Source organism: Acinetobacter guillouiae, from assembly GCF_002370525.2.
GTDB lineage: Bacteria > Pseudomonadota > Gammaproteobacteria > Pseudomonadales > Moraxellaceae > Acinetobacter > Acinetobacter guillouiae.
The window spans coordinates 2,871,448-2,890,642 of sequence record NZ_AP014630.1 but is presented as its reverse complement, the minus strand read 5'-3'; the positions used below and the strand labels follow the sequence as shown (position 1 = coordinate 2,890,642).

Sequence of the window (19,195 nt, the reverse complement as noted above, 5' to 3'; positions counted from 1 at the left end):
TATATTGAAAAACAAACATTAAAAAGTAAAGATAGAGCAAACAATATTTAATCAAATACGTAGGTGTGGGTCTTGTTTGCTTGATTGGATTTGTACAATAATAAGTCAGTGGTAATGTGCTCATGCCTTATCTAAAAAATAGAATTGGCGAATGAAATAGATATAACAACGATAAGCTGTTTAAACTTTTGAGTGAAATTAAAATGATGGATCATGGAGTTTCTTTTCAAATTGAATCAACAGTCCAGCAGTATTTGGGTGTTGGTGGATGGCATTATGCTCTTATTTCCAAATTACAATCTGAAGAAATAAAAAAATACATTCATCAGAAACGAAGCTGGGGTGCTGTACCTATTACTGTCACACTGGGTAAAAGTATCTGGAAAACATCTATATTTCCTGACAAGCAATCAGAGGGCTATTTACTGCCACTTAAAGCAGAGATTCGCAAAAAAGAGAAGATATATTCAGGAGATCATATTTCTTTTTCGATTCTGTTATAGGTTTTAATGGTCAAGCTTTGAGTAGGTATATTTGACCACTAGTGAGGCTGTATTGAATAAGTCAACTCATATCGCTGTAAAGCCCTTACAACGTGATTTTAGCTTAAACGTTTAAATCCATTGGTACAAACAATGATGAATAAATTAATCATTTCGCTTTTTGGATAAGCTTTTAAATTTTTATATTAGGCTTCAGCCGTAAATCCTTTTTAAAGCATAGATCAACATAAAAGCTTCGTCACTCTAGTCTTTTCCCAAAAGGGGAATGGGCTTTCAATACCCATATCACTCATGCAATATGATCATTTTGACTTATAAAAGAGATACAAAATTTCATAAATAAGGTTAAAACTAATAAACTAAGCGCTTAATACATTTAAACATTCATTGATAAAGATAGGTAACTCAAAAGTCGAGCGTGAAGAAATATATAAATTGTTGTCGTTTACCACTTCGCGATCAAAAACCACAGCGCCAGCGTCCTTAAGTTCTTTGAGGATATCTTCAATTGAGGTTAAGCGCCGTCCAATGGCAATTTGTGCATCGATAAGCAAATGACTGCTGTAACAACATAAAAAAATAGGTTTTTGCGCATTGGCAAAATTACGTAAAAAATCAATAAAACGTTCATCTTCTTTAAGATGATAAGGGGAATATCCACCCGGAATCATTAGCGCATCAAAATCCCGAACAGAGATTTCATCAATGCCTAAATCTATACTGACCGAGGATTTTCTTTGTTTACTATAAACAATATTCCCCGCAGACTTTTCAATATTGCGCACAGAGTGGCTTGCAGCCCGAAAAGCTTCAACGGGATGATGATATTCCGCATCTTCGAAATCATGGGTAATGAGAACAGCGATTTTTTTATTCATATTCTATGACTCGAAATGCGCTTATGCTTTTTATCATAGAGCGCAATGCTTAAAATTCTATAGCTGCTTTGTAATTCATTTTGTAATCAAAAAAGTTATAAAGTGATGACATTTTATTCAATATATAAGTTGAAAGTGAAACATTGAAAAATGCACTATTGCCCAACAAATTAAACTGAACTATTGTTATACTGTCAGTGGTCTAAAACATAGACTTCTCGTAATTCTCGACTTTAAAGGGCGACATAACAATGATCAACGATGATCAAAAAACGACTTCTCTAGATCTTGCTCAAATCCGTGAAGATATTGACTCTGTAGATCAGCAAATCCAACAACTTATCAATCGCCGTGCAAAACTGGCGGAATCAGTTGCTAAAGCAAAATTTGCAGCAGAAGAGAATCCGTTATTTTATCGTCCTGAACGTGAAGCACAGGTTTTACGTCAAGTTATGGAGCGCAATGAAGGGCCGTTGTCAGATCAAACCATGGCACGTTTATTCCGTGAAATTATGTCTGCATGTTTGGCACTGGAAGCACCACAAAGTATTGCATTTTTAGGTCCAGTCGGCACTTATACCCATTCTGCTGTATTAAAACATTTTGGTCAGGATGCTGTGGTTCGTCCACTACCAACGATCGATGAAGTGTTCCGTGAGGTTGAAGCGGGCAGTGCACATTATGGTTTAGTTCCAGTTGAAAACTCGTCTGAAGGTGTGGTCAACCATACTTTAGACTGTTTTAAAGCATCGCATTTAAATGTGATTGGTGAAGTTGAATTGCGTATTCATCACCAATTCCTGATTTCTTCAAATACCCGTAAAGACAGTATTAAACAAATTTATGCACATCAACAAACACTTGCGCAATGTCGTAAGTGGTTGGATGCACATTATCCGGGTGTAGAACGTGTGGCTTTAAGCTCAAATGCAGAGGCTGCTCGCCGTATTCGTAATGAATGGCATTCAGCAGCAATTGCGTCTGATGTGGCTGCAAGTATCTACGACTTAGAAGTTCTCCATGGCAATATTGAAGATAATCCTGAAAATACGACACGATTCTTGGTCATTGGCCGTGAAAAAGTACCGCAAAGTGGCAATGATAAAACCTCATTACTGATTTCAGCACATGACCGTGCAGGGGCTTTATTGGAAATTCTTGCACCATTTGCAAAACACAACATTAGTTTGACCAGTATTGAAACCCGTCCTGCATTACCTGAAAAATGGGCTTATGTATTCTTCATTGATCTTGAAGGTCATGTGGAACAGGACAATGTTAAAGCGGCGATTGAAGATATTCGCCCACTGGTTAAAGAAGTACGTGTACTGGGTTCATATCCGATTGCTGTGCTTTGATGTCGTTGTGAAATAGGTAGTTCAAAATCGTTATGTCACAACCTTTATTTAAAAAAGTTGCTTTTATTGGACTTGGACTGATTGGTTCAAGTCTAGCTCGTGTGATTGCAGCCGAACATCTTGCTGAAAATGTTGTTGCATCAACACGCTCAAAAAAAACATTGGAAGATGCAAAAGCTTTAGGAATTATTTCTGCGGGTTTTAGTGATCCTGTCGAAGCGGTAAAAGATGCAGATTTAATCGTTCTGGCTTTACCCGTTCGCGCGACACAGAAAGTGCTTGAAGCGATTCAAGCTTATGTTTCTGAAAACGCCATTATTACCGATGTCGGAAGTACCAAAGGCAATGTGGTGGCTGCAGCACACGCTGTCTATGGGGAAAATCTTCCTGTAGGTTTTGTACCCGGTCATCCAATTGCTGGTGCAGAACATACCGGTGTCCATGCAGGTAAAGTTGACTTATTTGTGAATCATAAAGTGATTCTAACGCCGTTGCCGAGCAGTGCTGATTGGGCAGTTGAAAAACTGATTCAGCTTTGGCAGGCTGCAAAAGCTGAAGTCATTTGTATGGATGTGGACAAACATGATGAAGTGTTGGCACATACCAGTCATTTACCGCATCTGATGGCATTTAATCTGGTCGAACAGCTTGCAAATCGTGAAGATAACTTAGATATTTTCCGTTATGCCGCTGGAGGTTTTCGTGACTTCTCACGTATTTCTGCCAGTGATCCGCAGATGTGGCATGATATATTTTTTGCCAATAAAACAGCCATATTGAAAGCAGTTGATGGTTTTGAAACGCAACTTGCGACATTACGTCAACTGATTGAAGATGAGAATTCACAAGCCCTGATGGGATTGCTAGGACATGCACAAGCGGCACGACAGCATTTCAATCATATGCTCGCCAATAAACCTTTGATGGAGAAAAATAAGGTGACACAACAATTTACCATTTTGCCGGGTGAGAAGACATTTAAAGGTAAATTTACCGTGCCGGGTGACAAGTCAGTGTCACATCGTTCCATCATGTTTGGTGCAATCGCTGAAGGTACAACCCACGTTACAGGTTTCCTTGAAGGTGAAGATGCTTTAGCAACACTTCAAGCATTTCGCGATATGGGTGTCAGTATTGAAGGCCCTAAAAATGGTGAAGTGACCATCCATGGTGTGGGTATTCATGGTTTAAAAGCACCCAAAACGGCACTGTATATGGGTAATTCTGGTACATCAATGCGTTTGCTTTCAGGCATGCTTTCAGCACAACAGTTTGACTCTGTGATGACAGGTGATGCGTCTTTGTCTAAGCGTCCAATGGAGCGTATAGCAAAACCTTTACGTGAAATGGGTGCGCAAATTCAAACCACGGGTGAGCGTGGTACTCCGCCTGTTTCAATCACTGGCGCTCAAGCATTGAAAGGAATTCACTACGATTTGCCAATGGCATCTGCGCAAGTCAAATCTGGGATTTTATTGGCAGGTTTATGGGCAGAGGGTGAAACCTCTGTGACTGAACCTGAACCAACCCGTGACCATACTGAGCGTATGTTACGTGCTTTTGGTTATGCTGTGAAAACGGAAGGTAATCGTATTTCATTACACGGTGGTGGTAAGTTGGTTGGGACAGAGATTCAAGTGCCTTCTGATATTTCTTCTGCTGCATTCTTTATGGTGGGCGCTGCCATTACTGAAGGTTCAGATATTACCCTTGAAGCTGTTGGGATTAATCCAACTCGTACAGGTGTAATCGAAATCCTGAAGCAAATGGGTGCAGACTTAACTGTTGAAAATGAAAGAATTGCAGGCGGTGAGCCGATTGCTGATATACGTATCCGTGGTACCCGTACATTGAAAGGCATTCATATGCCTGAAGATCAAGTGCCATTGGCAATTGATGAGTTTCCATCTTTGTTTATTGCTGCGGCATGTGCTGAAGGGCAAACGGTGTTGACAGGTGCAGCTGAACTACGGGTTAAAGAGTCTGATCGTATCCAAGTGATGGCAGACGGTTTAAAAACCATGGGGATTGATTGTACACCAACTGATGATGGCATCATCATTGAAGGAAAAGGTAAATCGGGTGACTGGTCTGCTATTTTCTCTGGCGGTGAAATTGAATCACACCATGACCATCGTATTGCAATGAGTTTTTCGATGGCGGGTTTGCGTAACTCAGGCGAGATTAAGATTATCGGTACCGAAACTGTAGCAACAAGTTTCCCTACATTTACTGAACTCACCAATCAGGCAGGGCTTCAGATTCAAGTGACCGAATAAATCAGTCCTTGTCTAATATTTGTATAATTAATTAAAAACAGCCAAGCAAATGCTTGGCTGTTTTGTTTATATTGCTTATTCTAAAACCATACAACTATAAAGCCTTTTGGATGAAGCAATGAGAACATTACAATTTACAGCAAACTGTGAGAATCATATTAACAGTCACAATCATGGTGAAAATGTATGTTGTGTCACTCAGGAATATGTGACGACTTTGTTGTTAAAACAACTGTCTCAATATGGCTTTAAAGCGGAAACAACACACTCGGATGAAGACCTTGCTGTCAGCGTAGAAAATCATCCAATTGGTTTGGGTGTTAATTGTCATTTAAATGATCAAGGCGTGTTAACTTGTGAAATTTCAGCCCATGCTGATGAAGAGCAAGCGTGGTTTAAGAAGATTGCAACCCAGAGCATGATTAAGCAATTGGCAAATGCTGTAGAAAATACATTAAAAGAAGATGATGCGTTTAGTGGATTTGAATGGAAAGTATAAGCAGGGCTAGAGAAGATACTTATGCAATTACAAACATTTATCGATAAATTTTCAGTAGATCAGGCGGGAAACACAGTAAGCCCTGAAACTGTAAAAAAATATCAAGCGTATTTACCTGAAGCGCTCTTAGAGCTTTGGCAAAATCATGGTTTTGGCTTCTATGGTAACGGTTTGCTACAGATCATTAACCCTGAGCTTTATCAAGATGAACTTTGGTCATGGTTAATGAAAGATGAACCTGATATGACCCGATTACCCATTGCTATTTCGGCATTTGGTTTGGTGTTTTATTATCGTTTATTAAGCGAAGATGGCGATGAAGATATATCTTTTATTGATCCGCATAACTCGGATATTGGGGTAACAGCTTGGTCATTAACAGATTTTTTTAATGACTGGATTTGTGATGATGAGATCATTGAGCAATTTTTAGAAAAATCATCCTTAGCAAAGGCACAAACTCAATATGGCAAATTAGCTGAGAATCAAATGTATTGTTATCTTCCTGCCCTTAGGTTAGGTGGGCGTGCCAGTGATCTCAATTTAGATAAGGGTGATGCAGCCACACATTTAGATTTTTTATATCAACTTGCTGTGAATAACTGATTTAAAAATCATTCAAAAAATAGATGTTTAGAAATGACAGTTTGATTGAGATAAAACTGTCATTTCTATTATGAATTAAATTATGCTATTACTCGACACGTAACCATGTTTGGCTACGACCTACTGCTGAAATACCGAAATATCCACGAAGAAATAGTTTCTTGCCATTTGGGCTGACTTTACCTTTTAAGCGATAGATTTTACCTGAAACTGGGTCAATAATTTTCCCATCAGTATAACTCACATGATCATCTGTCTTTAGCCCAGAGATTACCTGTAAGCCAATTATTGGCTTGTTGGTATAAGGTGCAGGGCAATTGGTGCAAAATTCTTTTGGAGTGTAGCCTGGGCGTGGTGTTGCTTTTAATGCTGTACCCGCATAGGTACCGTTACTTTGTTTTTCAATTTTAACCAGTCCCTTTGCTTCACCAGTTTTGTCATCGATATAACGCCAAGTTCCCACAATATCTTCTGCAAAAGCTGTCGAAGTTAAAAATGCGATACATGCTGTCCCCAATAAAACTCTCATCATTTCCCTTATTCCTTAAGTGGGTATTTTCTACTTTAAAATCATACTTATTTAAGGCGTTGATTATATAATGAATAGTTGGGTCATTTATTTACATAATGTGCCAATAAGTATGAAATTTAAAATGAATTGGCACATAAAGATAAGCAATTGATGAGCTTGTAAACTGGATTTAGCATAGCTGAAGCTTATGTGATGACACTCACCTTAAAAATATCATTGATTGCTTCAAAGTGAATTTCACAATCTAAGAATTTTTGAATCATTTCAGCTTGTGTCGTAGTGTGTTCACTGACAACTTGAGCAGTAAATGCACCGCCTTTACCTAAAGCTAAAGGCAATAAAAGTTGGTCTGCCAGATATTCGTCAGCCACAGCATCGCAAGCTAAAAAGGATTTAACTTCTTTGGCTAAATCATGCGCTACTTTTTCTGCACTTTTCTTCATTTCACCTAACGCAGAAAATACTTGTTGGTGGTGTTCGTAATTTAACACCACAAAAGCTGTATTTCCTTGACTAATCCCTTGAAAATTTAGTCTGTTACGTTGGCTTAAGCTCAATTTGTTATGCAATACTTCCAGTTCACGATCCGCAATATTCTGTTGAATATTTAAGGCAGCAGCATAGCCACGTATTTCCAGTAATTTGCCTTTATTTAATACTGAATATTCAAGCTTATCTATCCAAGGATAAGTTGTAATATTGATTTGACCCGCACCAATTGGAAAGAAACCAGCACGTTCACATTCAAAATCAACCTTTATTCCAAGTTTATGAAGAGCAGGTAGAAAACAAGACTCTATGAAATCTGCAGTCGGTGCCATTGGATTATGTGTTCCGCCGTGGATACTGATGTGACTGATTTCATTTTGCATCATCAGTGCAGGCAGTAGTGTTTGTAAAACCAATACTGTGCTACCCGCTGAACCAATATGAAAATCATATTTACCCGCCTGAACTTGTTGGGGTTGAAAATATAATTTTTGTGAATGTAGTTCAGCACCTTCCACAATGGCATTACTGATGCGTTGTGATGCTTGTACACAGACTAAATGCTGTCGCATTAAGCCCGGCTTTTTACGCCCTGCACGAATATTCACAAGTTCAAATGGAATACCCGTTAACATAGACAATGAAAGGGCAGTTCTTAAAATTTGCCCTCCACCTTCGCCTTGTGAGCCATCAATTTGGATAGTTTTATTTTTTACTAATGTGTTCATTTTGTTTTTCATCATTTCTTTCTAAATCATTCGGTTTTCGAACATGTTTTAAAAATCGTAATTCACTTACAGTATATTAGGGTCTGTAGACATTTCATAAATGGCTTGCGTTGTAGGTTAAAATTGAGCAGGCAAGGCATGAAACGAAGAGAATAGCGAGACTATTTTCGAGTTTCATAACGAAGGCTGAGATAATTTTAGCCACAACCCTTCGGGACTAGTGTGTTTTTTGCCGCTACGTCGTTACGAACTACTCATTTAGAATGACTAAATTTCGTATTTCGCGCCTAGTATCGTCTAAAAAACACACGTAGTCGCAAACATAGACGAATTGTCAACAGACCCTATTGATAATTATCTTGTGCCTCTGCTAATGAGATTGCATTTGCACCACTTTTTGAATTTGGATGAATATTTTGTACAGGATCATCTTCCCAAAAACAAACTGGACAAATCTCAAAGTCAAAATTACCCGAAGGTTGATCTCTCGTGTAATGATGACAACAAGAACAAGGGTAATTCATTAAAAATTCCTAAAAGGGGTGAACATACTGTCAGTGCATGGTGATGCTTAGTGCATTGTAACTTTGCTTTCACAAAGGTTTGCCTTGTACGTAGTGATGGGTTGATTTGTGCTTAAAGTTTTAAGCTAACCCGCTCGCTCATCAAGCCACTACACCTTATTTTCAATCCTGTGTTGTGGAGGTAGGGGATCTTGCACTCGCCCAGTATGTTCGGGTTTTCTCAAATGACGAATCACTTGAGATAAGGTGAAATATATTGTCAGTACGTGGTAATGCTGTGTAAATAGTCACTCTGATTCACAAAGGTTTAAGTGATGAAAGGTGATGGATTTGATTGGTGCGTTTCCGCTCTAAATCCGCTTCGCTGTCATTACCCAAAAATGATGCTGACTTTTATTTCAATCTATACAGCCTTAGATCTAGTACTCGCCCAATATATTTCGAGATCTGATAGGGTAAGCCCTATCAAAGCTTTTAAATGATGGCTTTAAACGTCAAGTAAATCAACTTGCCAATTGGTGGCTTGTATCAATACATTCAAGTCGCGTAATTTGGCACTGATATCATCGGATTGTTTTTGTAATGATGATACTGGAATGACCTTATGCCATTTGATTTCACGTGTACTATAGCGGTCAGGCTCACGTTGTGTGTTGCTGATGGCAGACGTTAAAATTTTATGGCGCTCGACAAGCTCATCACGTTGAGTAAGTAGAGCCAATAATGAACGACCATCTGTTAATTTTGCCAAAGCATTGGTTTGATGAATGGCATAAACAAGTTTTTGGGATTCTTGAGTTAATGCAAATACTTGCTTTAATAACTCGTTTGGATCCTCGGATGGCTCATCACCGTCTTGTATTAATACGTTCGCATTGATACGTTGTTTCAATGAAGCGAGTTTCTTTTGTTGATCGCTTCGTAATAAAAGTGCTTCTGCAAGTTTCATTTTATTTTCCTTATCGCTTTTAATAGTCAATCAATATTTAACACAACGATTTCATATAAAGTTTGCTGGGGGAGTGTATCAACTGGGATTTGGGAAAGACAAAAAGCTTTATGATATATAAGTCCTTTTTCAATCCATACATCATATGAAAAAGAGTGTATATTTCGTTGTAAGGCTATAATCTCATTTCTCCAGATACGAATATCTCCATGCTTTATCTGTTTAGACTCACTTAAATACCGTTGTAAAACCAAAGTTTTTTCAAAGGGATCACTTAATCTTTTAAATTGATAAGCAACCATATAGTAAAGCAGATACTTAAAATAATTCTGCTTATTGCATTTGTGGTCTACTGCGAGTTCCAGAAAAAGTAATAATTCATCTTTCCAGACCAAGTATAAATCCCATTCAGTCGTAGGCAAATATGTATCCGAAAATGCCCATGCTCGAATTTCAGTTATGCTCGGATTGGAGATGTTGGTTATCACTATATTATCCCTTTACACAAACAACCTGACTTAAGGTATAAACCACTTCCACCAAATCGCTTTGTGCTTTCATCACATCTTCAATAGGCTTATAGGCAGAAGGGATTTCATCAATTACATCGGCATCCTTACGGCATTCAACACCTTTGGTTTGTTCAATCTGATCTTCCACAGTAAACAACTTTTTTGCAGCAGTACGGCTATGTACACGACCAGCCCCATGCGAACATGAACAGAAAGACTCCTGATTTCCCTTACCTTTGACAATAAATGACTTGGCACCCATTGAACCCGGAATAATTCCATACTCACCCAAACGGGCCCGTACAGCACCTTTACGTGTTACCAGTACTTCCTGACCAAAGTGTTCTTCTTTATCCACATAATTATGGTGGCAATTTACGGCTTCCACTTTGGCATTAAATGGTTTGTTGATGATGATTCGTAAAGCTTGAACCGCAGCTTCCATCATTAACTCACGGTTTTTCATAGCAAATCGTTGTGCCCAACCCACCGCAAACCAATAATCATCAAAGTGTTCAGTCCCTTCCACTAAATAAGCTAAATCTTTATCAGGCAGGTTAATAAAGTGCTTTTGCATATCTTTACGTGCAAGCTCAATAAAGTGGTTACCAATCGCATTTCCTACACCACGAGAACCTGAGTGCAACATAATCCATACTTGTTGATGCTCATCTAAACAGACTTCTACAAAATGGTTGCCTGTTCCCAAAGTACCCAACTGTTTATGGTTGTTGGTGTTTTTTAAACGGGGATGCTTAGCGCAAATATATTCAAAATCAGTCACCAACTCAGCCCAAGCCTGATCAACACGTGCAGTAGGTGTATCCCATGAACCTCGGTCACGACGACCACGACCTTTAGTCATACCATGTGGAATTAAACGTTCAAGTTCGGTACGCAGTGCGTGTAAGTTATCTGGTAAATCTGATGCGCTTAGCGAAGTACGTGCGGCCATCATTCCACAGCCAATATCTACACCGACCGCAGCAGGGATGATTGCGCCTTTGGTTGGAATTACACTTCCAATCGTTGCTCCGATTCCGACATGTACATCTGGCATTACTGCCATCCATTTATAAATAAAAGGCATTTGTGCTGTTTTTAATAATTGGTCTTTCGATTTCTCATCGACAGGGACACCTTTGGTCCACATTTTTATAGGAACACCTTTAGCATCCTGAATTACGTTATAAGTACGTTCCTGTGCTAAGGAAGATTTTTTTTCGATTTGTTCTGCGACTAACATCGTCATTGCTTTGATCCTTTTCAAAACCTGCCTGCCAAGCGGTTGCAGGCAGGTGATATTTATATACATCTCATGATGTATGCTCTATATATTGCAGAGAGTGTGCCAAGTTTTATGGGTTTGAGATTTTTATTTGTAAGTTATTGAATAATAGTATTTTATGGTGGTGGTAAAGTATTGGGTGTATATTTAACAAAAGGTTTTATATTTAATTTATATCTGTAAATATATTTAAATATATATTTTTATATCCTCTTAGAAGTATGCTTATTGCATTTTTTTCGCCACTAATGATTATATAATAATTTATTTCACTATCTGGAAGATGAAGTTTTAGAAAGTACATAGCGTTGCTGGGAAACTGATATCCATAACATTGTGCTATATAGTCGAGTATACGGAATGTGAGGAAGCTCTTTTTATCGTCTAATTTTTGTGTCGGTAAAATGGTATTACACAATAAAAAATTAGGAAATATATGACTTTCTAATTGCCTAAGTGAAATTTGTTCTGTGATTAACTTATATTTTTTAAAATGTGGATAGTTTTTAAAAAAATTGTTTTTTACATCTAAATCATCATCATATCGAATATAGTCAGCAGTGATTAAAAATTCTCTGATTTGCCCATCTGCTTCAGAAATACCTTCTAAATAGCCTGCGAGATGACGAACTTCACTTTTGTTTAATTTCATTTTTTCACTTTATATTTCAATATCCACGTTAGTCGTACATGGATATTGAAAGTTAGATAATGGGCTAAAACTATTGAGTTGAATACTAGTGACAGATTTATGTAGGATCTATTGCTAAAGCTTGATAATGTTCTTCAATATGGATTTTTAACCTCAGTGCGAGAGGATCATCTTCTAGGATTTGACTATGTCCATGTAAAAGTTTCAGTTCGCTTTTTTTACGACGTTTACTTGGCGGTTTTTCATGATAGTTCTGGCATTTCTTATACCAGTGGTTAGTTTCTAGATAGTACTTTTTGACTCTTAGTTTTTCTAAAGCAAGATCAAGATTGTTATCGTCAACAATAACTTGTATAGACATGATTTGCGTTTTACAGACTGACACCTGTCTTTGGTTTTAAGTTGAGTCTCCAAGCTAGCAAATTTTTTATTGATTCACAAGCATCGCTTTTAAACATGATGAGTTTAAAAAGAAAAGCAGCCACAAACGTTAAGATCAGATTTTGTGAATGAACACGATAGGAGGGCTTAAACCCTGCACTAAGGTATTACCATGTAATCCAATCTATATTTGTGACTGCTTATTGCGTAAATCTATTTATTATAATAAGAGTACATCAACAAAAGGCTGAAGACAGTCGTGGCTCTACCAACTGAGCTACTGTATGTTGTCATACAGGGTGGTATCGAAGCACCGACAACGCGTAATGTAGTCCTCAAAGCATTTGATGTACTTTCATTATTGGTGATACAAGATCAAAAAAGTAGTGTTGGATATGTGCAGTACCCAAAATACTGTGCGTAAGATCGCGATGTAATCCAACAGGCATTTGATCGTTTAAACATAGGTCAAAGTCCATCAACAAATTTGATTATAAGACAAACAATTCACTGCTTTTGCTTTAAGCGACTGTATGTATATACAGCAGAGGAATCTAACCTCTGATCTGTGAATTCTAATGTAGTCCTATGAGTATTTGATGGACTGATGACCCCAGCATATTTTCATATACTGCCCTACAAGTGAATCAACAAGTTTTTCAAAGACGTTCGTGCCTTACCACTTGGCGACCATCATCGAAATGATGGGATGGATTCGAACCACCGATGACGTCAATTTTAAGATGTAGTCCTTGAAGCATTTGATTCTTTTTACTGCTTTACATAAACAAAATGTTAAAGACGTTTCGTTGCTCTATCCAACTGAGCTACTTTTCAAACTTGGAAAAGCGTGAAAAGGGTGGATTTGAACCACCGACCTACGCATTAAAGATGTAGTCCTTAACGCATTTTATGCGATGTATTTTGCCAACAAAGGTGTCGATAAAACATCAATTATTCAAAGTAATGTAGTTCTATCTGCATTTGGCAATTTCTTACTTAGCACAACAATTAAATATAGAAACAGCATAATCTTGAAATGTAGTTCCTATGGCATTTGTGCTTTTTATCTAACCCAGTCTTATCAAGTGTGGACATTGTTAAATGTAAACACTTGAAGAGACTCGATCAAATTTGTTTATACATTCAGCTTGCATAAAGCTGAGTTTGTGTAATATCTATTTTTTCAATTTCGTTTACCCAATGATCTGCATGCATTTCATTTTTAGCAAAACTTTCAATCAGTTGAAATACCGTATCGGAAAACCCACCGATATTCATCACATCGCTATGTTCAGGCATTTGTGTGGTGGTATAGGGTTGCAAATCAACACACACCAGTTTTGCATCAGGGTTATGCTGTTTTAACTGTTTCCAATAATGCATCATCCCTGTTTTTCGATGTGATCTTGGAACTTGATCTGCCCATGATTCATTATCAGAGAAGTAAATTACCATATCAACTTTGGCATTTTCTTTCACTAACAGTTCCAAAGGCTTAGAGCAATCAGTTCCTCCACCACACATGCTGGCAAACTTTTTAGCCAAAGCAAAAATATCTATTTCTGAATTTTGCTGTTTTCCAAAATTTTTTCGTTTTAAATATTCCTGTACTTTGCTGAAATTGGATAATTGACGAACTTCAGTATCAAACGGCATCAAACGAATATTTGGATTTACATATTTAAATGCACTAGCAAATAATGCAGCAGCATCTACGCAACGTAACTGAGAGGTTGCACCCTGACGATAACCCGTCACAGAACTCGACATCGAACCAGAAACATCAATCGCAATCACCACATTTCCTTCAAGTTTCGGTACATTGGCGATGGCGCGCTGCATAGCAAACTTTAGCGCATTGGCAATTTCATGTGGCATATCCTCTGCAAGTGCTGACCAAGCCATCATCAATTGATATGGAAATACTCGACTTTTGGCTATGGCTTGCTCATCCATCAATTTATCGGCAATGATTTTTGTCATTCCTTTGATTTTAAAAACATCATGGCGTAAGAAGGTATTTAAGTTCATACGTAGCATTTGCCAAGAACCATTTTTTGCAATTTCAGCCCATTGTTTTGCATTTAAATTTAAATTGGTTAAAAGCTGCATCGGTACTTTAGGTACTTGTGTTGCTGTTCCCAATCGAAACTCTTCCAATGCTTGCACTTGAGTCGGTAGTTGGACAAGTTGGTATTCTTTTCCTAGGACATAGGCAAAAAAAGCATCGTGTTGTACTGTCTTTGGTTTTGGATGAGTCATTTTTAACACATCGGCAAGTGAAGGGCTGTTTCCAATGTTGGCCGCAATCAATTGTTGATCCGATGCTGAAAGAATCCATTCATTGACCATACGTTTCGGTAATGAACCCAATGACTTACGACCAATCATTCCAGAGCGCATGATTTGAACAAAATTTCTCAACTGTTTTCCATTATCAATAATCAATGGAAAAACTTGCTTAAATAATTCTGCATCAAGTTCAGAAAGTAAAGCCAATAACACCACAGGTGTATCTTTCATATGTGCCTTTTGGCGTGCATAAATTGCAGTTTTAGCCACAAATTCAGGCTCTACTTCAAGCGCTAGGTTTAGAATATTATCAAGTTGTACTTGGGCATTTTGATAAAAGGTCTGATTCAGTGTACCTGTTGCTGCAAGCTGTGCTAATGCGGCACGAGATTTTAATTTATATGCACGACCACCAGCTTCGTTATATTCAATGGTTTTTGGTTTTGCCTGTTGTTTAGAGGCAAAAATTGTCTTGTTCGCCATGACAGCATCCTCAAGTGATTTTTTAATTTCTTGAGATAAATACTGCAGAGAGTGTGCCAAGTTTTGTTTTTGAATAAAATTCTGCTATTAAGTATTTGATTTTAATTAATTTAAATAATTTTTGGGTTCAATAATTATTTGCTTTTAAAGTTTAAGGTTGTAAAATAAAATATCTGTATTTATATAATTTTATATTTATTTCTATTTTTAAAATAAAAAACCAATGAGCCTAATGTTGTACAAATAAAAATAGGACACTAAATCCAGCTGGAAAAAGCAAAGTTAGTTGAGGAATAGTCAACCTATTAAAAAACGCAGACACAAAAAGATGTTTTTTTTAATTCATATTTTTAATTAAATCAATTGTATAGAGGGATAAATTGTTTGAATATAAAAGCTTGCAATGCCACACCTTTTGAAGAGGATGCCAAACCTTGCGCTGCAAACAAAGCTGAGCTTTGTTTTGCTCATGTTGGACGAGGGGTAGATCCTTTACTCCCGCATTCCTACACACAATGGGCGATATCCATATCGCCACACGATAGAACAATCATCTATGATTCGACAATATTGCATAGCGTTAAATTGAAGTTGGGAAAATTACTTTTCCCAAGGTTTCCCAGAGCGAAGCTGTGTTAATTCGCCGTGCATATTTAGTTCATACTGATCAAAATCATCAGCAATATAAAAATTGCCATGATAGTACTGGGCAATTTCATCACCAATGCTTTGCACACCTTGTGCATCGTGGTAACGGGCACTGAGATGCGTTGCAATTAAATTGGATAGCTGAATCGATTCAGCAAACTCAGCGACCATTTTTGCAGAACTGTGCATTGGGCCTGCACCAACTTTGTCTAATATCGATTGAGTATAGGTGGTTTCATGAATTAGTAGCGCTACATCCTGACAAGCGTTGGATAGTAATTCTGGCTGGTCGTTATCTCCACCAACAATGGCATAAACACTTTGAGTGTTTTGAATGAGAACATCTTGACTTAAGATGGACTGCCCATTCCACTCAATATTTTGACCTTGTTGTAGATCGCCCCAGAGTTTACCTTTCGGAATTTTGAGTTGATTTAAAACTTCAATATTGAGTTTGCGCTGAGTTTGTGTCGCTTTAAAGCCATAAGCATAACTTGTCACACGGTGGTGTAAGTGATGAGCGTCAATGGAAATATGCGCATCCAATTGCAACGGACTCGTCAATGTATTTACATCGATAAAATGTATTGGATAAGGCAGGAAAAGTTCAGTGAATTGACAGGTTACTTCTAACCATTGCTGAATTTCTTTGGGTGCAATCAGCGTGATCGGATCTTTACGTGCATTCATACCAGCACTTGCCAGTAAACCCATCAAGCCATAACAATGATCGCCGTGTACATGCGTAATGCAAATGGCTTTTAAATGTTGTAAAGAGAGTTTTGCTTGTTGAATACGATGCTGTGTACCTTCGCCTGCATCAACCAATATCCAGTCTTTGCTTTTGCAATAATTAATCGCTAAACCTGACACATTGCGTGTTAATGTGGGCACACCAGAGGATGTCCCTAAGAATGTAAACTGTAACATGAGGAATTAAAACCTATTGAATATTTAAAATGTTTTCTATGATTGTTTTGGCAACAAAGCAGGCTGGATTCCATCAAAAAGTGTCGAATCAGACGGTGATGGGAGAAGTGAGTAAAAGCTTTGTACATCAATAGTATAGTCACATTATATTCAAAAGAGAAACTGGGATTTTTAAAATATTTAAAAATGACGGTATAAACAGTCTTTGATTTTGAGCAAAATAAAACTATGCTTTAAGCAAGATATATAAAATTTTATAGATTTATAGAAATATGCAAAAATTTAAAAAAACAGTCGTGATTGGTTTTGTGGGCTCTACTTTAGATCAAGGGAAAAAACTTGATCGCTGGCAACGCTGGCGTCCTACCATGAGTTTATTAATGCATGAAGATTTAGTGGTTGATGAACTGGTTTTGTTACATGATCGCCGTAATGTCAGTTTAATTGATCATTTGCGACAAGATGCTTTAGAAATCTCACCGCAAACTCAGATTACTGGCCATAAGATGAATATCCGTGATCCCTGGGATTTTTCAGATATGTATGGTGCATTATATGACTTTGTAAAATCATATTCTTTTGATACTGAGAACAATCATTATCTATTACATATCACCACAGGTACGCATGTTGCGCAAATATGTTGGTATTTATTAATTGATGCGCATTATTTACCAGCCAAACTCATTCAAAGTGCACCTACAGGTAAACAACAACCTGAGGGTGAATATCGGATTATAGATTTAGATTTATCTCGATATGCAGCATTAACCCAGCGGTTTGAACATGAGCAGTCTGAAAATTGGCAGCAGTTAAAAGCCAATATTGCCACGAAGAACCAAAACTTTAATCAAATGATTCAAGAAGTAGAATTGGTTGCGACACGCTCAAGTGCGCCAATTTTGATTATGGGCGCAACAGGGGTGGGTAAGTCGCATTTAGCCAAGCAAATTTATCAATTGAAAAAGGAAAAATTTCATCTTTCAGGGCGCTTTATTGATGTGAACTGCGCGACGCTGGTTGGTGATAGTGCGATGTCGACATTATTTGGTCATAGTAAAGGTGCATTTACTGGGGCTATTGCAGCACGTACTGGTTATTTAAAAAGTGCGGATAATGGCATTTTATTTCTTGATGAAATCGGCGAGCTAGGGTTGGATGAACAAGCCATGTTGCTCAAGGCCTTGGAGGATAAATCATTCTTTCCTGTAGGAAGTGATAAAGAGATTCAGGCTGACTTTCAGTTGATTGCAGGAACCAATCGAGATTTACGTGAGGAAGTCCGTGCAGGACGTTTCCGTGAAGATTTATGGGCTCGCTTAAATACATGGACCTTCTTTTTACCCAGCTTAAAAGATCGTGTGGAAGATATTGAACCGAACATCACCTTTGAGTTACAGCGTTTTGCTGTTGCGCATCAACGGCAGTTACGTTTTCATACCGATGCCTTAGAAAAATATTTAAAATTTGCGCAATCCTTAGATGCCAGTTGGCAAGGGAATTTTCGTGATCTAACTGCAAGCGTGACACGTATGGCGACTTTAGCCAATGGCGAGCGTATTGGTTTACATGAAGTAAATGCTGAGATTGGCCGACTACAACAAATTTGGAATATTGTTGAAAATAAAGATGCTTTAACCCAATCGTCACTGATGAAAATTTTAAGTGCTGAACAAGTGGCGCAGATTGATGAATTTGATCGTATTCAATTGCAGGGGGTGATTGAGGTTTGCCAAAAATCGAAATCCATGGCCGATGCTGGACGGCGTTTATTTTCTGTATCTCGTGAGCAAAGACAAACCACCAACGACAGTGATCGAGTGAAAAAGTATTTGGCGAAATTTGGTTTAAGCTGGGATGATGTGAACGGATAAATAAAGTGAATCACTCACCTTATTTATCCTAAAATTCTTTGTAAATTCAGCTTTATGGCACAAGAAGAAAACGCGAAATTGCGATTCTTAACTGCTTTAAATAACCTGTAAAGAAATGGTTTGCACCTGGCAATACGGTAATCAAATGGCGCTGTGGTTTCGCCCATTCAAGCAAATCAGAGAGTTTAGTCGTCGGATCTGCTTCACCATGTACAAACAGGATATCGCCTTTAATTGCTGGGGTAACATAATGACGTAGACCATCTACAGTAGATGTTGGTAAACCACATAAGATCACTTGTTGCGGTTTAATTTCATCAGGTAGCGCATGATAGGCTTTTGCCATTACATGTGCACCAAAACTAAAACCGCCAACATAGAAAGGTAGACTTTTGTGTAATTGTCTAACGTGTCTAATGACCTCTAGAATATCTTCAGTTTCAGCAAAGCCTTCATCATGGACTCCATCGCTTTGTCCAGAACCACGAAAACTTGGGCGATAGACCACACAACCCTGTTCAGAGAGGATTTGTGCAAGTAAAGCAGGAACTTTATGTTGAGGTGTACCACCTTGCAGTGGGTGAGGATGACAAACGACAGCAAAACCTTTTACTTCGCCCACAGGATAGTCAACAAAAACTTCAATTTTGCCAACCGAACCTTGAATGAACAGTTGTTCGGACATAATTTAAACGATCATAAGCAGGGAAGTGCGATAGTTTACCGATTCTGTTCACAGAAAACATGAATTGGAATTAAAATATCCCGACTGTTATAGTTTGATTAG

The 19,195-nt window shown here is 37.9% G+C and carries 19 protein-coding genes; 7 read left to right on the top strand and 12 right to left on the bottom strand.

Annotation, left to right across the window (positions count from 1 at the left end):
* Window positions 1–188 precede the first annotated feature (188 nt).
* The gene (locus AS4_RS13440; RefSeq protein ID WP_227548074.1) at window positions 189–503 is read left to right on the top strand and encodes a DUF1905 domain-containing protein; all 315 of its coding nucleotides are present in this window, start codon (window positions 189–191) and stop codon (window positions 501–503) included.
* 359 nt (window positions 504–862) lie between these two features.
* Here AS4_RS13440 and AS4_RS13435 read toward each other — a convergent pair whose 3' ends face one another.
* Complete coding sequence (locus tag AS4_RS13435) at window positions 863–1,381, bottom strand: DJ-1/PfpI/YhbO family deglycase/protease (RefSeq protein ID WP_004719237.1); 519 nt, start codon at window positions 1,379–1,381, stop codon at window positions 863–865.
* Window positions 1,382–1,632: 251 nt separating this feature from the next.
* Between AS4_RS13435 and pheA the strand changes: the two genes are divergently transcribed.
* The 4 genes from pheA (at window position 1,633) to AS4_RS13415 (ending at window position 6,123) form a co-directional block, all read left to right on the top strand.
* Window positions 1,633–2,739, top strand: a complete 1,107-nt coding sequence (gene pheA / locus AS4_RS13430) for a prephenate dehydratase (RefSeq protein WP_004719240.1) — start codon at window positions 1,633–1,635, stop codon at window positions 2,737–2,739.
* A 32-nt stretch (window positions 2,740–2,771) separates the two neighbouring features.
* Window positions 2,772–5,018 (top strand): bifunctional prephenate dehydrogenase/3-phosphoshikimate 1-carboxyvinyltransferase, encoded by a 2,247-nt coding sequence (locus AS4_RS13425; RefSeq protein ID WP_096734459.1) that lies wholly within the window; start codon window positions 2,772–2,774, stop codon window positions 5,016–5,018.
* A 118-nt stretch (window positions 5,019–5,136) separates the two neighbouring features.
* Window positions 5,137–5,517, top strand: coding sequence for a hypothetical protein (locus tag AS4_RS13420; protein WP_096734458.1), 381 nt, complete (start codon window positions 5,137–5,139; stop codon window positions 5,515–5,517).
* A gap of 21 nt (window positions 5,518–5,538) precedes the next feature.
* Window positions 5,539–6,123 (top strand): GAD-like domain-containing protein, encoded by a 585-nt coding sequence (locus AS4_RS13415; RefSeq protein ID WP_096734457.1) that lies wholly within the window; start codon window positions 5,539–5,541, stop codon window positions 6,121–6,123.
* Window positions 6,124–6,211: 88 nt separating this feature from the next.
* Here AS4_RS13415 and AS4_RS13410 read toward each other — a convergent pair whose 3' ends face one another.
* From AS4_RS13410 to AS4_RS13375, 8 genes are all read right to left on the bottom strand, one after another.
* Window positions 6,212–6,655 carry a DUF2147 domain-containing protein gene (locus AS4_RS13410; protein WP_004822556.1) on the bottom strand — a complete coding sequence of 148 codons (444 nt, stop codon included), beginning with the start codon at window positions 6,653–6,655 and terminating at the stop codon, window positions 6,212–6,214.
* A 185-nt stretch (window positions 6,656–6,840) separates the two neighbouring features.
* Window positions 6,841–7,872 carry an RNA 3'-terminal phosphate cyclase gene (gene rtcA / locus AS4_RS13405; RefSeq protein WP_096735530.1) on the bottom strand — a complete coding sequence of 344 codons (1,032 nt, stop codon included), beginning with the start codon at window positions 7,870–7,872 and terminating at the stop codon, window positions 6,841–6,843.
* A gap of 344 nt (window positions 7,873–8,216) precedes the next feature.
* On the bottom strand, window positions 8,217–8,396 hold the full coding sequence (locus tag AS4_RS13400) for a CPCC family cysteine-rich protein (RefSeq protein ID WP_096734456.1): 180 nt from the start codon (window positions 8,394–8,396) through the stop codon (window positions 8,217–8,219).
* Between the two features lie 487 nt (window positions 8,397–8,883).
* Window positions 8,884–9,345: a DIP1984 family protein gene (locus AS4_RS13395; RefSeq protein ID WP_096734455.1), complete on the bottom strand. Its 462-nt coding sequence runs from the start codon at window positions 9,343–9,345 to the stop codon at window positions 8,884–8,886.
* Window positions 9,346–9,371: 26 nt separating this feature from the next.
* Window positions 9,372–9,767, bottom strand: coding sequence for a hypothetical protein (locus tag AS4_RS13390; protein ID WP_126606922.1), 396 nt, complete (start codon window positions 9,765–9,767; stop codon window positions 9,372–9,374).
* A 70-nt stretch (window positions 9,768–9,837) separates the two neighbouring features.
* On the bottom strand, window positions 9,838–11,103 hold the full coding sequence (locus AS4_RS13385; RefSeq protein ID WP_096735529.1) for an RtcB family protein: 1,266 nt from the start codon (window positions 11,101–11,103) through the stop codon (window positions 9,838–9,840).
* Window positions 11,104–11,311: 208 nt separating this feature from the next.
* Complete coding sequence (locus AS4_RS13380) at window positions 11,312–11,797, bottom strand: hypothetical protein (RefSeq protein ID WP_096734453.1); 486 nt, start codon at window positions 11,795–11,797, stop codon at window positions 11,312–11,314.
* A 97-nt stretch (window positions 11,798–11,894) separates the two neighbouring features.
* The gene (locus AS4_RS13375; RefSeq protein WP_096734452.1) at window positions 11,895–12,158 is read right to left on the bottom strand and encodes a hypothetical protein; all 264 of its coding nucleotides are present in this window, start codon (window positions 12,156–12,158) and stop codon (window positions 11,895–11,897) included.
* 279 nt (window positions 12,159–12,437) lie between these two features.
* Between AS4_RS13375 and AS4_RS21755 the strand changes: the two genes are divergently transcribed.
* Entirely contained in the window at window positions 12,438–12,602 is a 165-nt protein-coding gene (locus tag AS4_RS21755) for a hypothetical protein (protein WP_167468947.1), read from the top strand.
* 722 nt (window positions 12,603–13,324) lie between these two features.
* Here the strand turns inward: AS4_RS21755 and AS4_RS13370 are convergent.
* Both AS4_RS13370 and AS4_RS13365 read right to left on the bottom strand, forming a co-directional pair.
* Window positions 13,325–14,956, bottom strand: coding sequence for a TROVE domain-containing protein (locus tag AS4_RS13370; RefSeq protein ID WP_096734451.1), 1,632 nt, complete (start codon window positions 14,954–14,956; stop codon window positions 13,325–13,327).
* A gap of 600 nt (window positions 14,957–15,556) precedes the next feature.
* Complete coding sequence (locus AS4_RS13365; RefSeq protein ID WP_096734450.1) at window positions 15,557–16,534, bottom strand: ribonuclease Z; 978 nt, start codon at window positions 16,532–16,534, stop codon at window positions 15,557–15,559.
* Between the two features lie 272 nt (window positions 16,535–16,806).
* Here AS4_RS13365 and rtcR point away from each other — a divergent pair, with 272 nt between their 5' ends.
* On the top strand, window positions 16,807–18,408 hold the full coding sequence (rtcR, locus tag AS4_RS13360) for an RNA repair transcriptional activator RtcR (RefSeq protein WP_096734449.1): 1,602 nt from the start codon (window positions 16,807–16,809) through the stop codon (window positions 18,406–18,408).
* 52 nt (window positions 18,409–18,460) lie between these two features.
* Here the strand turns inward: rtcR and AS4_RS13355 are convergent, their stop codons facing one another.
* Window positions 18,461–19,093: an alpha/beta hydrolase gene (locus tag AS4_RS13355; protein ID WP_096734448.1), complete on the bottom strand. Its 633-nt coding sequence runs from the start codon at window positions 19,091–19,093 to the stop codon at window positions 18,461–18,463.
* Between the last annotated feature and the right edge of the window lie 102 nt (window positions 19,094–19,195).

Bases quoted from the DNA above. Each gene is read 5' to 3' on its own strand.
- AS4_RS13435 (WP_004719237.1), bottom strand. From the start codon at position 1,381: ATGAATAAAAAAATCGCTGTTCTCATTACCCATGATTTCGAAGATGCG.
- pheA (WP_004719240.1), top strand. From the start codon at position 1,633: ATGATCAACGATGATCAAAAAACGACTTCTCTAGATCTTGCTCAAATC.
- AS4_RS13425 (WP_096734459.1), top strand. From the start codon at position 2,772: ATGTCACAACCTTTATTTAAAAAAGTTGCTTTTATTGGACTTGGACTG.
- AS4_RS13420 (WP_096734458.1), top strand. From the start codon at position 5,137: ATGAGAACATTACAATTTACAGCAAACTGTGAGAATCATATTAACAGT.
- AS4_RS13415 (WP_096734457.1), top strand. From the start codon at position 5,539: ATGCAATTACAAACATTTATCGATAAATTTTCAGTAGATCAGGCGGGA.
- AS4_RS13410 (WP_004822556.1), bottom strand. From the start codon at position 6,655: ATGATGAGAGTTTTATTGGGGACAGCATGTATCGCATTTTTAACTTCG.
- rtcA (WP_096735530.1), bottom strand. From the start codon at position 7,872: ATGAACACATTAGTAAAAAATAAAACTATCCAAATTGATGGCTCACAA.
- AS4_RS13400 (WP_096734456.1), bottom strand. From the start codon at position 8,396: ATGAATTACCCTTGTTCTTGTTGTCATCATTACACGAGAGATCAACCT.
- AS4_RS13395 (WP_096734455.1), bottom strand. From the start codon at position 9,345: ATGAAACTTGCAGAAGCACTTTTATTACGAAGCGATCAACAAAAGAAA.
- AS4_RS13385 (WP_096735529.1), bottom strand. From the start codon at position 11,103: ATGTTAGTCGCAGAACAAATCGAAAAAAAATCTTCCTTAGCACAGGAA.
- AS4_RS13380 (WP_096734453.1), bottom strand. From the start codon at position 11,797: ATGAAATTAAACAAAAGTGAAGTTCGTCATCTCGCAGGCTATTTAGAA.
- AS4_RS13375 (WP_096734452.1), bottom strand. From the start codon at position 12,158: ATGTCTATACAAGTTATTGTTGACGATAACAATCTTGATCTTGCTTTA.
- AS4_RS13370 (WP_096734451.1), bottom strand. From the start codon at position 14,956: ATGGCGAACAAGACAATTTTTGCCTCTAAACAACAGGCAAAACCAAAA.
- AS4_RS13365 (WP_096734450.1), bottom strand. From the start codon at position 16,534: ATGTTACAGTTTACATTCTTAGGGACATCCTCTGGTGTGCCCACATTA.
- rtcR (WP_096734449.1), top strand. From the start codon at position 16,807: ATGCAAAAATTTAAAAAAACAGTCGTGATTGGTTTTGTGGGCTCTACT.
- AS4_RS13355 (WP_096734448.1), bottom strand. From the start codon at position 19,093: ATGTCCGAACAACTGTTCATTCAAGGTTCGGTTGGCAAAATTGAAGTT.